Source organism: Dyella caseinilytica (assembly GCF_016865235.1).
Taxonomy (GTDB): Bacteria; Pseudomonadota; Gammaproteobacteria; order Xanthomonadales; family Rhodanobacteraceae; genus Dyella_B; species Dyella_B caseinilytica.
Window position 1 is genome coordinate 4,737,358 of the sequence record NZ_CP064030.1, and the last position, 15,679, is coordinate 4,753,036.

Sequence of the window (15,679 nt, forward strand, 5' to 3'; positions counted from 1 at the left end):
CCGCTGCGGTGGCCGCTTTCAGCGCAACCGTTCGCCCATCCAGTGGCGGAGGTCCGCGATTTCCTCCGGGCATACGGCGTGCGGCATCGGATAGGTATGCCAATCCACCTTGTAGCCCAATGCCTCCAGCGCAAGGCGGGAGTCGACGCCACGCTGCAGCACCACCACCGGGTCGAAGCTGCCATGACCCCAGAAGATCGGCACCGAGGCGTTGGCCGGACTGCGCTCGGCGGCGAGCGAATCAGCAATCGGCAGGTAGGTGGACAACGCCATGATGCCGGCCAGCTTCTGCAGGTGACGCAGGCCAGCGGCCAGAGCAATCGCCCCGCCCTGCGAAAAGCCGGCGAGCACGATGCGCTCGCTGGGCACGCCGCGTTCCTGCTCGCGTGCGATCAAGGCTTCCACCTCGGCGATCGACTGGCGTACACCGGCCTCGTCCTGACGTGACAGCAGGTCGAAACCGTAGATGTCATACCAGGCGCGCATCGGCATGCCACCGTTTATCGTCACCGGCCGTACCGGCGCATGCGGAAACACGAAGCGCAGCGCCGGCCATTGGGGCGAGACCAACTCCGGCACGATCGGTGCGAAGTCATGGCCATCGGCACCCAGGCCGTGCAACCAGATAACGCTATAGATGGGGCTGGCGGCGGTTTCGTTTTCGACGGTCGGAAGCAGGGTCATGGGAACTCAGCAGCAAAAAACCAGAGCAGCACGCATGGTAGCAGCCGCTCCGGATGGCTGTTTACGCCTCGCCGTCATTCCCGCGTAACCAGCTTCGCTGTCGTAAAACACCTCGCTGGAACGACGGCCATGTAGCCATAGAAAGGAGCGTTATTTCGCGTTCAATCCCAATTCCTGCGCAAAGAACGTCAGCATGATCGCCGTGTTTCCCACCCGCTGGCTAAACGGTGCGCCAATGCCGTGGCCCGCATTCATGCGTGTCAGCAACAAAATCGGCTGATCCGACGTCGTTGCAGTTTGCAGTGACGCGGTGAACTTGCGTGATTGCCAGGGTGCGACGCGTGGATCGTTTGCGCCGGTGGTCATCAACACGGCCGGATATGCCGTATGCGGCTGCACGTTCTGCAGCGGCGAATAGGCGAGCGTGGCCTTGAACTGCGCCGGATCACTCACCGTGCCGAATTCGCTGACGTTGTAGGCACCGTTGGCGAAATCGGTTTCATGGCGAATCACGTCGTAAATGCCGACCATCGACACCACCGCGCGATAATCGCCCGGATGCTGCACCAGCGATGCGCCCATCAACAGGCCACCGTTGCTGCCACCAAGAATCCCGAGGTGTTGGCGGTCGGTCCAATGCGTGTCGAACAACGCCAGCGCCGCGGCGTGGAAATCGTCGAATACGTTCTGCTTGTGCAGCTTCTGCCCTTGCGCATGCCAATCCTGGCCATAGTCATTGCCGCCACGGATGTTGGCGAAAGCCAGCACACCGCCACGCTCCAGCCAGACAAGCTCAGGGCCGATAAAGTGCGGTGTGATCGGAATGTCGTAGCCGCCGTAGCTGTACAGAATGGTCGGGCGCTGGCCGTTGGGCGTTACGCCGGGCATCGAAAGTACGGTGACCGGGATCTTGGTGCCATCTTTGGAGACACCATCGATGCGTTGCACGGCGACCTTGCTGTAATCCGCGGCAGGTTTCACTTCAAACACGGTGCGCAGGTTGCCGGTCTTGGCGTCGTAATCGGCCCAGCGCGAGGGCAAGGTCCAACCACCGTAAGTGATCAGTGCGCGATCCTGGCCTTGCTCGGCGGCGATACCCTCAACACCGATGCCGTGCGACGGCAACGGTACGCGGCGCACGAACTGGCCTTGTGAGTCGTACTGTTCCACCCACCAATCCGGCCCCCAGCTGCGTGTGACCAGAAAGCCGTTGGCGATCGGTTCGACGTCTTGCAGCGCGCCGTCGCGTTGAGGCACCACCGTGCTGACTTTGCCTTGCGCATCGATCGCCAGCACCTTGCCGCGTGGTGCGTCGGCGAAGCTGGTGACCAACAGGCGTTGACCCACCCAGTTTGCGACGCGGACGTTCGCATCGTCGCCCAGCACTTTGTTCCAGTGCGTGCCTTCGCGCAGATAAACCTCGGCCGGACCACCATCACCTACGTTGGCCAGCACGGCCAGTTGTTTGGCTCCGGGCGAGGTGAGTAAGCGGTACTCGGCAACCTTCGAATAATCCTTGCCGAACACCACGTCATCCGCCGTGGATGCCTGGCCGATGACGTGATGGACCAGCGTTGCATCGAACTGCTGCACCTCGGTGCCGGCGGGCGGCAGCGGGAAACGCACATAGGTAAAGCCATGTTCGTCCGCATCCCAGGCGACGCCTTGCGGTGTCGTGCCACCGCCGGCATAGGGCAGGGCATCACTCAGCACCTTGCCGGTGGTGACATCAAGCACATGCAGCGTGGTCAGCTCGCTGCCGCCTTCCGCGGTGCCGTAAGCCAGATAGCGTCCGCTCGGCGACGGCCAGTAGCCGGTGATGGCGATATTGCCGTCGCCAGCATTCAGATCCACCAGCACGCGCGCCTTGCCGTCGGGCCATGCTTGCGCCATCAGTTGCGGCTGCGGTTGCGGGGGCGTTTCCTGCATGTAAAACAGCGTTCCACCCGCAAGCAGTGGCGAAGAGCGCGTGGTCGACGTAATCGCCAGCTGTTGCACGCGTTCGGTCATCGCCTTGCCGTAGGGCATGGCGGCGAGCACCGCTTCGGTATGATCGTTTTGCGCCTTGATCCAAGCCTGCACAGCGGGATCTTGCGGATTCTCCAGCCAGCGATACGGATCGTTTACCGTGACGCCGTGTAAGGTGCTGGAAGCCGCTTGTGTAGGCGAAGCGGGTGGCGGCACCGTGCCGGCGTGCGCGGCAATCGCGGCGGCAAGGGCAAGTACAGGCAGACGACGCAATACAGGACGCATGTGCTTGGGTTCCACGGTTGAGTGCCACCGATCCGGCGGCCGATTCGCCAGCCTATCCGGTGAAGCGTATCGGCGGTACGGGACCCTTGGCGCTTGCCAGACACGCCTGCTTGGCTATGCTGAGTAGTTTTCACCCAGGGGAGCGACCCATGCGCCGACTGCTGCTTGCCGGCCTCATAGCCCTTACCGTCCTGCCTGTGGCGGCCGAACCTGCGACGAGCGCGCAACCGCTTGATCTGGAAACCATCATGGCCAATCCGGATTGGATGGGTCATGCGGTGGAGAACCCGTACTGGAGCATCGACGGGCGCAGTCTGTACTACAGCCTCAAGCGTGACGGCAGCCCGGTGCATGATCTGTACCGAGTCGATCCTGCGACCGGTCAAAGTACCAAGCTCGATCCCGCTGCGATGGCCAACGCAGAAGGCCCGGCGGTGTACGACCGCGCGCATCAGCACGCCGCCTTCATCCTGCATGGCGATGTTTTCCTGGTGGATCTGGGCAGCGGCCGCCGCGTGCAGGTGACGCGTAGTTCGCAGCCGGAATCCTCGCCGCAGTTTTCTGCAGACGGACGTTCGCTGCAGTTTCGCGAGAGCAACAACTGGTATGTCTATGACATCGCCAGTGGTGTGACGTCGCCAGCGGCGGTGCTGAAATTCACCGATGATCCGCAGGCAAAAACGCCCGATGCGCTGCAACAGCAGCAACTGGATCTGTTCAAGGAACTGCGCCAGAACAAGGATGACAAGGACGCCGAGCACGCCGAGCAGCAAGCATTGGCTGCCGCCGATCCCACGCGCGCGCCGTTGCCGTTCTACCTCGGCGACAAGGCGCAGTTGCTGGACACCGAGTTGTCGCCAGATGGCCGCTGGATGCTGGTAGTCACCCAGCCTGCGCATCATGACGATGGCAAGGCGCCGTACGTGATTCACTACGTTGCCGAATCAGGCTATACCGAAACCGAAGATGCACGTACCTACGTCGGCCGCAATGATCCTGCGCCGCAATCGGTGCTGCTGCTCGACTTGTCCGCGCACAAGCAATACCCGCTGTCCACCGACAACCTGCCTGGCATCAAGGACGATCCGCTCAAGGCCATTCGTGACAAGACCGTCGCTGCGCTGGAAAAAGCCGGCAAGGACGATGAAGCCAAAGCGCTCAAAGCACCGGATGTGCGCCCCATCACCATGTACAGCATGGATAGCGGCACCGCCGGCATCACGTGGAGCGAAGACGGTCGCAACGCCGCGCTGGAATTCCTCTCCATCGACAGCAAGGACCGCTGGATCGCTACCGTCGATTTCAACAAGCACGCGTTGGTACCGCAGCATCGCTTGCACAACGATGCGTGGATCAACTGGATCTTCAACGATTTCGGTTGGCTCAAGGATGGCCGCACGCTGTGGTATCTCAGCGAGGAAACCGGCTATTCGCAGCTCTATACCAAATCCGTCGACGGCTCGGCCAAGGCGCTGACCAGCGGCAAGTTTGAAGTCAGTGAGCCGCAGCTTTCCAATGACGGCAAGTGGTTCTACCTGCGCACCAATCAGGTCGCGCCGTACAGCTATGACGTGTACCGCGTGCCATCGAGCGGTGGTGCGTTGAGCCGCGTCACGCAGTACGGTGGCATGGATCAGTTCGCGCTGTCGCCGGATGACAACCAGCTTGCCGTGTTGCATTCGTCGGCCTACGTGTTGCCGCAGCTGGCGGTGCAAGGCGCGCAAGGTGGCACGCCGCGTGAACTGACCAACACCATGAAGCCGGGCTTCACCGCGCATGCGTGGATCCAGCCCAAGATCATCGAAGTGCCGTCCTCGCATGGCGCAGGCGTGATCTATGCTAAGTATTACGGTCCGGCCGATGAAACCGATGCGCTTTCCTCGCGCCCTGCCGTGATCTTCGTGCACGGCGCCGGCTATCTGCAGGATGTGAGCGAATCGGCCACCTACTACCAGCACGAACAATTGTTCAACAACCTGCTGGTGCAGCAAGGCTATGTGGTGCTCGATATGGACTATCGTGCATCCGAGGGCTATGGCAGTGCATGGCGTACGGCCATCTATCGCCAGATGGGTCATCCGGAGCTGGAAGACCTGCTCGACGGCAAGGCCTGGCTGGTGAAGAACCACGGCGTGGATCCGAAGCGTGTAGGCATCTACGGTGGCAGCTACGGCGGCTTCATGACGGAAATCGCACTGCTGCGCGCACCCGGCGAATTCGCCGCTGGCGCAGCACAGCGCCCACCGGCCGACTGGATCACCTACAACGACCAGTACACCTCCAACATTCTCAACGATCCACAGATCGATCCGGAGGCGTACAAGATCAGCTCGCCGATCACCTATGCGGAAAACCTGCGCGATCCGCTGCTGATCAATCACGGCCTGATCGATGACAACGTCATGGCCAGCGATTCACTGCGCCTGTACGAACGCTTCGTGGAACTGCACAAGAAGAACTTCTGGATCTCGCTCTACCCGCTGGAGCGCCATGAGTTCGAACACGCCGATTCCTGGTACGACGAGTACCGCCGCATCGACGAACTGTTCGAAACCTGGGTAAAGCCTGGAACGACCCACTAACACGCGTGACGCCCTCTCCCTTGCGGGGAGAGGGCTGGGGTCAGGTGGAACTCAATCCTCCCCATCCTCCGAACCGTCGGCTTGCCAATAACCCGAGGCACGCACCCACTCCTTCGGTACACCACGTTCTTCTGCCAGGTACTTGCGCATCGTGCGTACGCGCCGCGATTCGGCAGCAATCCAGTAGAACGTATCGCCTGGCCATTCCGGCAACTCGCGCAAGGCTCGTTCCAGCAAATCGCTGCTGGCGCCATCGACGCCATCGCGTTCCAGCCAAGTCACATGGAACTGCGCCTGCGAACCCAGCGGCTGGCGATCCGTCACTTCCGGAATCTCTGCCAGCACATGCACTCGTGCACCGGCATGCATTTCATCGAGCCGGCGACCGATGGCGGGCAGGGCGGTTTCATCGCCGACGAGTACATAACGATCGAAATCGTTGGCGATCATGAATGAACCGCGAGGGCCGCCAATGCCAATGCGCTGCCCGGGTTTGGCTCGCTCGGCCCAAGTCGATGCTGGACCATCGCCGTGAATCACAAAATCCACAATCAGCTCGTGGCGAACGGGATCAAATTCGCGCGGCGTGTAATCGCGCATCGGCGAGGGGATGACGCCGGGCGGACATTCAGGTCCGTTCGGTCCAAGCGTTGGAAATACCAGATCGCCGCTCGGGTTCGGAAAAACCAGTTTCACATGGTCATCAGGCGAAGCGCTGAGAAAACCGCGCAGCTCCTCGCCACCGAAAACAATGCGCTGCATATGCGGAGTAATGCGTTTGGCGCTGAGGACTTCAACGGTTCTGCGCACCAGCGTGTGTCGAACCATTTGATGTTCGTGCCGGGTCATGGGGACTCCAGATCAAAGCGTGGGATTTACGCGGTCGTGCCGCGCTGGGGAAGCAAGCGGTAGCCGAGATGTCCGGCGATCTCATGCAGCACGGCCAAGGTACGGTCGCTGCTGGGCGGGAGCGTTCCCGACGATGCACGCGCAGCCGTCGCTTCGGCCAGGCCCATCTGCTCCAGCGTATGCAGGAAATGCTGCACCTGAGCCACCATTTGGCGAATTTCGCCTGCTGTTTGCGCCGCCGCGGACAACGTTTCATCGCGTAATTGCCAGCGCGTGTGTCCATGCGTCTGCGCGTAGGCATCGACCAGACCGCGCTGTTCCATCTCGCGCAAAAAACGGTAGACGGTGCCGATGCTGGTGGGCGCATGATGCGCTTGTGCAGCCTGCAGCAACGGTACCGCATCCTGCGCGCTGGCCTGATCCAGCAATGCGTGCAGAATGGCGTTGCGCGAGGCAGTCAGCGCCAGGCCATAAGCCTTGCAGCGCTGCTGCCAGCGAGTTAATGCATCACTTGTATCAGGGTTCATCCGCAGGGCCCGTCACGATCTCGGCGGCGGCGCGCTCAAGAATCGCTGCGACGCGCTGCGCTTCCGTTTTGTTCCAGTTGCCTGCACGCATCAGTACCGCATGCTTGAGCACGTGCATGGCCTTGCGCACCGCCAGCGGCAATGTCAGCTTGGCAATCAAGCGAGCGCTGTGCTTCGTGCGCTCGGTCATCGCATCCACCGCGGCACGGTTCTCATCGAGAAAGGCGCGGCCCTCGTCCGTGATGGCATACAGCTTGCGGCCGCCTTGCTCCGTTTCCACCGAGGCATGTCCCAGTTCTTCAAGCATGGTCAGGGTCGGATAGACCGCTCCCGGGCTGGGTGAATACTGCCCATGGAACATTTCCTCGATGATGCGGATCAGCTCGTAGCCGTGCCGTGGTTGCTGTTCGATCAGCGCCAGTAAGAGCAGCTTCAGGTCGCCATGACCCAGCAACCGCCCGCCGCCGCGGCGTCCGCCGCCTTGCAGGCCGTTCCATTCGCTAAAAACGTCGCCATCGTGGTGATGGCCGAAATGCCCATGGCGGCCGCGCCGGCCATGGAGTTCGTAATCGTAGGCCTCATCGTTGCAACGATCGGCCTCGTCCCAGCCCATGCCGTGCCAGCGATGGTGGCGGTGCATGAACCGGTGAAACAGGGGGTGCCTGTGCATGGTGATATAACTCCGATATATCGAATTGTGTCCAAAAAACGATATATCGAAACTATATCGGGTTGCAAGTGACGCCCGGGCGCCGGGCACAAAGGCCCTTCCCCGCCGGCAATCTGGCAGCGCTGGGAGCGTATCCAAGGGGCTGGCGCCCCCTTGGGGGCGCCACTAACTGATTTGGCCGGGGCCGGGCGCTGTTGTCAGTTCGGCCCTATGCCATATCCGGTGAACGTCACGCGCGAACTCTTTACCCAGCCTTCCGTGTCTTCGCCGGTTTTCGGATTCATGTACATCACGGCAGTGAAATCACCGTAGGTTTCATACGCTGTGAGTTGTTCGCGAGGAAGAATAAAAACACCCTTCATCGTGCAGTTCTCGCTGGGACCGCTATAGAACTGCACGCGACCGGTACCGATGGTCACCATGACCGCATTGCTTTCGGGAATGCGGATGCCCTTCTCGTTGGCCTGGTTGTCGAGCGCCGTGCAATCCATTGCCATAGCGGGGCACGACAGGAGTAAGAAAACCAAGGCGGCGAGAATTCTCCGGCGCATCATGATGGACCGTCCTTTGCTGGGCGCTTACTTCCGTGGTGCAGCAATCTCATCCAGATAATCAGGCGTGCCTTCGACGCGCACCAGATGGGGATATTTCAAGCCGCCGTGGTAGTCGACCGGCACCGTGCGGTAACCGCCCTGGTACTTGAACAGCAACTGGATTGGCGCCGAGCTGTTCTTGGCGGCTGCAATGGCGTTTTTCAGCACATCGCTCGAATAATCATGGCCGTTGACCGCGACCAGCGTGGCACCCGTGCTGACGCCAGCCTTGAATGCCGGACCATCCCAGCGCACATCGTTGACCTCGCCCTTGTCGGTCATCGTCAGGCCGATCGACCAGGCGAAGTTATACAGATGGCGGGACGATTGCGGGCGGCTGTTGTATTGCTTCTCGTACTCGCTTTCCTGATCGGTATAGACCAGCTTCCAGCCTGTTGCCTCGACACCATCAACGAGCGGCGGGTTGAGCGCGTCGACGTGCGCATGCAGAAAGCCGGCCCAGTCATAGGGCGCTACGCTGTTCAATGCTGCGACGACATCATCGAACGTATAGGTCTTGGTGACATAGCTGCCGTTGTCGACGCCAAAGAAGGTGCGTGCGAAATCATCCAGCGACTTTTGATCACGGGTGAGCGCGCGCAGCTTGGCATCGACCTCCAGCCACATCATCTGACCGCCGCTGTAGTAATCCTCACTCATCTGCCAGCTACGGTACGGCAGGCTTGAGCGGCGAGCTGCAGTGGGGTCATTGGTGGTGTCTTCGAGCGTGCGCCACTGGAAGCCGGCGCGATTGATCTGGTAGTTGGCCGTCTCCATCGCCAGGGCGTCGCGGAACTGCTCTGGCGTCCACATGCCGGAGCGCGCGGTCAACACGTAACCCCAGTACTGAGTCTGCCCTTCGTACACCCACAACAGCGAATCGCCCATGGGGACGTTGAAGTTGGGTGTCCACAAATCAGCGGGACGGCGGAACTTGCCGTTCCACGAATGGGTGTATTCATGAGGCAGCAGATCGCGGCCCGGCGCGGAATCGCTCCAGGCGGTGAAATAGTCAGCGCCAAGCCCATTTTCGCTGGACTGATGATGCTCGGTGCCGTTGCCACCCAGTTGATCGGAGAGCGAGAACAGGAAGTCGTAATGATCGTAGTGATGCGAGCCGAACAGCTTCACGGCTTGCGTGACGAGTGCACGATGCACTTTCAGCTGCTCAGGTGTGATCTCCAGATACTTCGGCGCGTCAGCGACGATATCCAGATGCACCGGTGTATCACCGCCGGGATTGAGATCGACGCGCTTGAAATACTGACCGGCGTAGATCGGTGAATCGACCAGGTTGTTGTACGTCACCGGTTTGAAGGTGACGGTGTCGCCCGACTGCGAGGCCGTCTCCAACGCGGTACCGAGTTGCCAACCACGCGCCAACGTCACGCTGGGAGCGAACGTGATATCGCGCGAGAAATATCCGGCCGGATACAGCGACACCTTGCTCCACTCCATATCCATCATGAGGTCGGTGATCTCGAAGCCTTCGCTGTCGGTGCGACCTGACATGTACTGGAATGAGACGTCGAGGGCAGAAACGCCGTCCGGTATGTCGACATGGAACGCGTACACGTTGTACTCGTCGCGCTTCCACATCAGCGGCTTGCCATTGGCGCTGAGCTTGAGACCAGCAAGCATATTGATCGGACCGGTCGGCGAGTGGTCACCGGGAATCCACTGCGGATACAGCAGCGTCAATGCACCAGCCTTTACCGGGATCGTTTCATGGACGCGGAAGATGCCCTGCGCGGTGTCACTGGCGTCGACATGGAGCGTCACCGTGCCGGAATAAGGTGTGTCCTGCGGCGGCGGTACGGTATCGGTACGCGTTTGCTGTCCAAAGGCAGCGCCCCCCGCAAGCGCCATCGCTACGGCCAGGGCAAGCCGCGAGAACCTACGATGGTTGCTGGCCGTAGAAACGGAAGTAGGGACACGGGACATGAGGGACTCCGGCAGGCGTGGGAACAATAGAACAACTTAGCACCTCGAAAGCCTGATGGAATCGGCTGTTCGTCATTGATGGCGCCCCCTCGGCCAACACGCCGTCATCCCAGCGAAAGCTGGGATCCAGCGACTTACAGATCGCCAAAGACACTGGATCCCAGCTTTCGCTGGGATGACGGCACGGTGTTAATCAGCCTCCGATGTTTTGCATTGATCGCGATCAAATGCCCCTTTAGCTCGGCTGCATGCCATCCGTTCGATAACGCACCAGCGCATCACCAAGCTCCTCCTTGAGCTTGCCGAGATAGGGCGCAAACTTGGTCCATTGATCAATGCCATCGCGGAAGATGGGGCGCCGGACCTGCTCTGAGCTGGCGGTGCGGACACTGCGCTCGGTCTTGTGGAATTCCAGGCAAGCCGGTTCAAAGGGCAGGCTGCAGAAGTCGAGCATGCGCCGCACGTTGCCTTCCAGGTCATCGACGACGTCTTCGTGATAGACGCGCAGCACGCGGCCGGGAAGCACTTCATCCCAGTGCGCCATCAGGTCGAGATAAGTGCGGTAGTAGCGCGCGATATCTTCGATGCTGTAAGTGAATTCCTGACCGGTGGCGAAGAGCTGCTTGAGATTGCTGAAGCAGCAGGCCATCGGTTCGCGTCGTGCGTCGATGATCTTCGCGTTCGGCAGCATCAGGCGGATCAGGCCAAGGTGCCGGAAATTGTTCGGCATCTTGTCGATAAAGAAAGGCTTGCCGCTGCGATAGACACGCGTGTCATGCAGGAACTTTTCGCCGAGTTTGCGAAAATCCTCAGCCTGCATCTCGGCCAGTACGCCCGGATAGCGAGGATCATCCAGATTTGGATCACGCCCTTGCAGATCAAGCACGATGCGCGGAATGTCGGCCAGTTCCTGCGTACCTTCAACCAACGAGTGGGAGGCGAGAATCTGCTCCAGCAGTGTGGAACCGGCGCGTGGCAGGCCCACGATAAAAATCGGATCCGGGCGCGGATCGCCCACGTTTGAGCGTTCCGCAAAGAATTCGCGCGTGCAGACGTCGATCTGCCTGTGCGTATTGGTTTCGATGATCTCCGCGCGGTAGCGGCTCTCAGAACGCTTTAGCGCGTTGCCTTGCTCATAGTAGCGCCACGATTCGGCGTAATCGCCACGATCTTCGAAGGCTTTACCTAACGCGAAGCACAGATGGTGGCGATCGACGAGCGGCGTGGCGGGTGACGCTTCCTCGGCGCGCATGCGGGCGATCTCTTCGTCCGGGAAGCGATACGTCTTGAGGTTGGCAAGGCTCCAATAGGCGTCGCCAAAGTTGGGGCGTGCTGCCGTCGCCGCATGATAAGCATCGATAGCTTCGGCTTGCCGACCTTGCGTCTTCAGCGAATGGGCCAACGATAGATGCACATCCGCCGCACCAGGTGCATCTTGCAAAAGCTGTCGATACAACGCGACGGCGCGATCGTGCTCGCCAAGGCCAACGCTCGCGCTGGCGTAGAGCGTGCGGTAATCGAGATGATTGGGATCGAACGCAAGCAGCTTTTCGATCTCTTCGCTGGCACGTTGATACAAGTGCCGCTCGAACAGTACACAGGCATAGTCGTAGCGCGCCGCACGATAATCCGGGGCGATCTTCAACACGGCTTCGAGCAGTACATCGGCATCGTCAAGCACGCCACGCGCTAGCCCGATGCGGGCAAGCAGGCGCATCGCTTCGACATCGTTGCCGACTTTGAGCAGATAGGCGCGAATGATCTGTTCGGCGGGATCGAATTCGCCATCCGAGAAATGACTGGTGGCGCGCACGACATCCGGCGCAAGACGCTTAAGCGTGGCGACATGCGAAGCGGCTGTCGCCGCGTTGGCCGCATCGCCGGTCATGCGATACAGGCCTTCGAGCAGGTTCCAGCTCGAGGGCAATGCCGGGTTGATGTTGACGGCATGAAGTAACGCGTCGATGGCATTCGGTGCATCGCGCAACACCACGTAACAGTGGCCGCGTTCCTCGTGCAGACGGCTGTAACGCGGATGTTCCTGCTCCATGCGCGCGAGCGTCTGCAACGCGGCGTCGATCTGTCCCAGGTAGCGCTGGCTGCGGGCAACCAGATAGAGCACCTCGTAATGGCCCTTCGCCTCCGTCAACAACGCCTGAGCCGCTTGCAGGGCTTGCGCGTGCTGGCCGTCACTCTGCCACTGGCGTATGCGTTCGATGTCCCTCGCCACGGAATCGGAAACGGGATCGGTTGCCGCGGTGTTCATGGATGATCAACAACCTTGAATAAAAAAGAGGGTGGGCTTGCGCCCACCCTATACTACGAGCCTGCCTGCGGAGAAGGCAGCTTAGAACTTGAAGCCAACCTTCACGCCCAGCACGCGCGGACGTAGCGGCACCTGCGACTCGATGAACTGAGCCGAAGAGGTGAACACGCTGGCATGATTGTTGGTCAGGTTGGTGCCATACAGCGACACATCCCAGTTGTCCTTGGCCACGCCAATCGATGCGTCGACGGTGGTGTAGCCACCCTGCAGATAACGCAACTCCACCGTGGTGACGTCAGTCACGCCTGCGCCGCTCGGATAGGTCGCCGGCTGGTTGTACATCGAACCGGTGCGGTTGAAGCCAGCCTGCGCGAACGCCTTGAAGCCGCCGTTGAACTCCCAGTCATAACGCAGACGCATGTTGTACTGCGAGCGCGGCGAGAACGCGGGCGTGCTGCCAACGTTACCGAACGGGTTGGTGAACGATGACACGTCACCAACAGCGCCCGTTTCGACGATGCAACTGTTGTAGCCCGGCGAACCTGGAATGTTGTTGACCAGACACGGCGAGTTGGTCTGCTTGGCGTGATTGAGCGAGCCGGAGCCGATGAGCGACAGGCCATCGGTGATCTTGCCCTGGAACTGCACCTCCAGGCCATCCACCTTGTAGTTCGGTCCATTGACCGCGAAGGTGGTGTTACCCAGCACCAGCGGATTGAAGAACTGCATCTGCACGTTGTCCCACCGCATGTCATACGCAGAGGCATTAAGCAGCAGGCGGTCATCGAAGAACGTGGACTTGAAGCCGATTTCGTTGTTGGTCAGCGTGTCGGGCGCGTAGCTGATTGGCTTCTGGTACTGCGCCTCGCCATCGAGCTTCGCCACACCCGAAGTCGTGCGGTTGAAACCGCCCGGACGGAAGCCTTGCGAGAAGGTGTAATACACCATCATGTCCGGCGTGATGTGCCACTCGAGGTTCGCGCGGCTCTTAAAGCCGTTATACGTCTTGTGGTAATTCATCACCGTGTCATCGCCCACGTAGGTACCGTTGGGGACGTTGACCTGGGCGCTGGTGGTGTAGAACTCCGTACCAGTCTGCCATTCGGAGTAATGGTAATAGCGGGTTCCGGCTGTCGCGGTCAGGACATCCGGGATGATGTCGAACGACATCGAACCGAACGCTGCTTCCTGCTTGTAGCCGCGCTGCGCATTTTCACCGAAGGCCGTGCCAGCGGGGAGCGTGACACCCGGCGAGGACTCCGCAACAGCGACGCAGGGGTTGCCACCGGCGAGGGCGCTGGCGAGGTTCTGCGGTGTGCAAGAGGGAATCGTGTTGTAGTCGAACCGCATGTGGTCGTCGATGTTGAAGTCTTCGTAGTAAAGACCACCGATGACACGGAAGCGATTGTCTTCCGGTGTGCTCAGGCGCAGCTCGTGGCTCTGGTGCGAGCTGGCTACGTTGTCGTTCCAATAACCGTTCGGCGAATAGCACGTCGGCTTGCCGGCGCTGGATATGCCCGCCGAGGTGCCGGTGCACTGGTAATACATGCCACCCGCGCTGCGCGAGTAGTTGGTGTAGTCCTGCTGCTCGCTGATGCGGCGATTGGTGTAGCCGCCGGTGTACACCACCGAGAGGTCGCCGACCTGGCCATTCAAGGTCCAGGCGGTGTTGGTGTAATGGTCATTGTTCCAGGCCGGCACGAAGGCGGTAATCTGGTCGGTGCCGAGCGTCTGGCCGTCCGAGCCGACCGGGTAGGTCGAGGACTGACCCTTCGCATCCATGTTCTGGTAGCTCTCGGCGATCAGGAAGTTCCAGTCGTCGTTGATCTTCCACAGTCCGGACAGGCGTGCACCCTGGGTATCGACCGGGTTCCAGTTGCTCTGCGCCACCGAATAGTTGTTGGCAACCGAGGTACCACCGGCGGCCACGTAAGGTGCCATGGCACCGCCACCGTCGGTCGGCTGGCGCGTGTACGTGCTCGGCACGTTGTCGATGTAACCGCCCTGATGATCGTTGTAGATCACGCCACGCACCGCGAACGTACCTGGAATGATCGGCAGGTTCAGCACCGCGTTGGCCGAATTGTTCGGACCACCGCCGGCGGTGACACCGGTGCTGGCTTCCGCACTGCCGCTGACGCGGGTGAGGTTCGGTTGGTTGGTGATGTAGCGCACCGCACCCGCTTCGGCGCCACCGCCGAACAGCGTGCCTTGCGGACCTTCCAGCACTTCGACGCGATCCATGTCGACCATGTAGATGTCGAGATTACGCGCCGGGAATTGCATGGACTGGTCGTCCAGATAGACGGCCACGTTCGGGAACGGTGCGATGGTCGCGCTGGACTGGTTGCCCAGGAAGCCGGTGCTCAGGCCGCGCATGTAGATGTTGCCCTGGCCGGGACCGTTTGCGGCGAAGGTCACGTTCGGCAGGTATTTGATCAGGTCGTCGAACGACGTGATGTTCAACTGCTGCAGCGTATTGCCGGTGAATGCCTGGATGGTGATCGGCACGTCCTGAATGTCCTGGACGGTGTGCTGCGCCGTCACCGTCACAGTGCCGAGGGTGGACGTATTGGACGAATCCGGTTTGGACGGCTGAGCCGGCTGCGCGGCGGCAGAAGGCTGTGTGGCCGGCACTGGCTGAGTGGTGTCATCCGCATAGGACACGCGGGTGATAGCAAGCGCGGCCAGCACCGCGCAAGTGATTGGATTGATCTTCAAAGCCATTTTCCCCCGAACAAAAAAATTTAGCCGGACATGCCGGCGCGGATGCCTGAGTACTGCAATGCCTAACAGGCTAGAGAGTGGCGATGAAGCGCTTATGACGTGGTCTAGCCAAGTGGCGTAGCTGTCTAGGCGTACCCGATGCAAGCATCCCTAGCTGGGTGCGGTACTTTTCAAGTTGCGCGTGACAGTGTGATGTCTACGAAACGTGCGAACGATGACAAACGCGCATAATCGAGCATGTTGTGTCGATGACATCGATGCACAACGCGTCATGGATGCTGTTGCATGCAACGTACGCAAGTTCTTGTCAGTCGCAACAGGATCGGAAAAACGTGCTTATGACGTTTTGTAACGAGTGTTATCGATCTTCAATTCAGGGCGACTTGGATGCGGGATTGTCATTTACGCGCAAGCTTGAGCTTGTCTTGAGAGGCCACGTCTTTCGTTGCAAAAGACAGCCTTGTCCACACGATTTAGAAGGCTACGTATTTTTCGAGATAGCCCATAACGCCTCACCGTCATTCCGGCGAAGGCCGGAATCCATGCTTCGTACTTGCCATAGATTCCGGCCTTCGCCGGAATGA

10 protein-coding genes are annotated in these 15,679 nt (G+C 60.3%); 1 reads left to right on the plus strand and 9 read right to left on the minus strand.

Annotation, left to right across the window (positions count from 1 at the left end; all coding sequences use genetic code 11):
* Window positions 1-18: 18 nt before the first annotated feature.
* The gene (locus ISN74_RS20740; protein WP_188796013.1) at window positions 19-684 is read right to left on the minus strand and encodes an alpha/beta hydrolase; all 666 of its coding nucleotides are present in this window, start codon (window positions 682-684) and stop codon (window positions 19-21) included.
* Window positions 685-834: 150 nt separating this feature from the next.
* On the minus strand, window positions 835-2,937 hold the full coding sequence (locus tag ISN74_RS20745; RefSeq protein ID WP_188796015.1) for a prolyl oligopeptidase family serine peptidase: 2,103 nt from the start codon (window positions 2,935-2,937) through the stop codon (window positions 835-837).
* A gap of 149 nt (window positions 2,938-3,086) precedes the next feature.
* Between ISN74_RS20745 and ISN74_RS20750 the strand changes: the two genes are divergently transcribed.
* On the plus strand, window positions 3,087-5,519 hold the full coding sequence (locus ISN74_RS20750) for a S9 family peptidase (protein WP_188796016.1): 2,433 nt from the start codon (window positions 3,087-3,089) through the stop codon (window positions 5,517-5,519).
* A 51-nt stretch (window positions 5,520-5,570) separates the two neighbouring features.
* On the opposite strand, the gene ISN74_RS20755 is transcribed toward ISN74_RS20750, so the two are convergent.
* The 7 genes from ISN74_RS20755 to ISN74_RS20785 all read right to left on the minus strand — a co-directional run bounded on the left by ISN74_RS20755 (window position 5,571) and on the right by ISN74_RS20785 (window position 15,089).
* Window positions 5,571-6,368 (minus strand): siderophore-interacting protein, encoded by a 798-nt coding sequence (locus ISN74_RS20755; RefSeq protein WP_188796018.1) that lies wholly within the window; start codon window positions 6,366-6,368, stop codon window positions 5,571-5,573.
* A 26-nt stretch (window positions 6,369-6,394) separates the two neighbouring features.
* Complete coding sequence (locus tag ISN74_RS20760) at window positions 6,395-6,895, minus strand: transcriptional repressor (RefSeq protein WP_188796020.1); 501 nt, start codon at window positions 6,893-6,895, stop codon at window positions 6,395-6,397.
* Window positions 6,885-7,565: a PadR family transcriptional regulator gene (locus tag ISN74_RS20765; RefSeq protein WP_229678898.1), complete on the minus strand. Its 681-nt coding sequence runs from the start codon at window positions 7,563-7,565 to the stop codon at window positions 6,885-6,887. Before ISN74_RS20765 ends, ISN74_RS20760 begins: the two co-directional genes overlap by 11 nt.
* A gap of 197 nt (window positions 7,566-7,762) precedes the next feature.
* Window positions 7,763-8,062 carry a hypothetical protein gene (locus ISN74_RS20770; protein WP_188796022.1) on the minus strand — a complete coding sequence of 100 codons (300 nt, stop codon included), beginning with the start codon at window positions 8,060-8,062 and terminating at the stop codon, window positions 7,763-7,765.
* 81 nt (window positions 8,063-8,143) lie between these two features.
* Complete coding sequence (locus tag ISN74_RS20775) at window positions 8,144-10,102, minus strand: M61 family metallopeptidase (RefSeq protein ID WP_188796024.1); 1,959 nt, start codon at window positions 10,100-10,102, stop codon at window positions 8,144-8,146.
* A gap of 235 nt (window positions 10,103-10,337) precedes the next feature.
* Entirely contained in the window at window positions 10,338-12,368 is a 2,031-nt protein-coding gene (locus tag ISN74_RS20780) for a tetratricopeptide repeat-containing sulfotransferase family protein (protein WP_188796026.1), read from the minus strand.
* A gap of 81 nt (window positions 12,369-12,449) precedes the next feature.
* The gene (locus tag ISN74_RS20785; protein WP_188796028.1) at window positions 12,450-15,089 is read right to left on the minus strand and encodes a TonB-dependent receptor; all 2,640 of its coding nucleotides are present in this window, start codon (window positions 15,087-15,089) and stop codon (window positions 12,450-12,452) included.
* Between the last annotated feature and the right edge of the window lie 590 nt (window positions 15,090-15,679).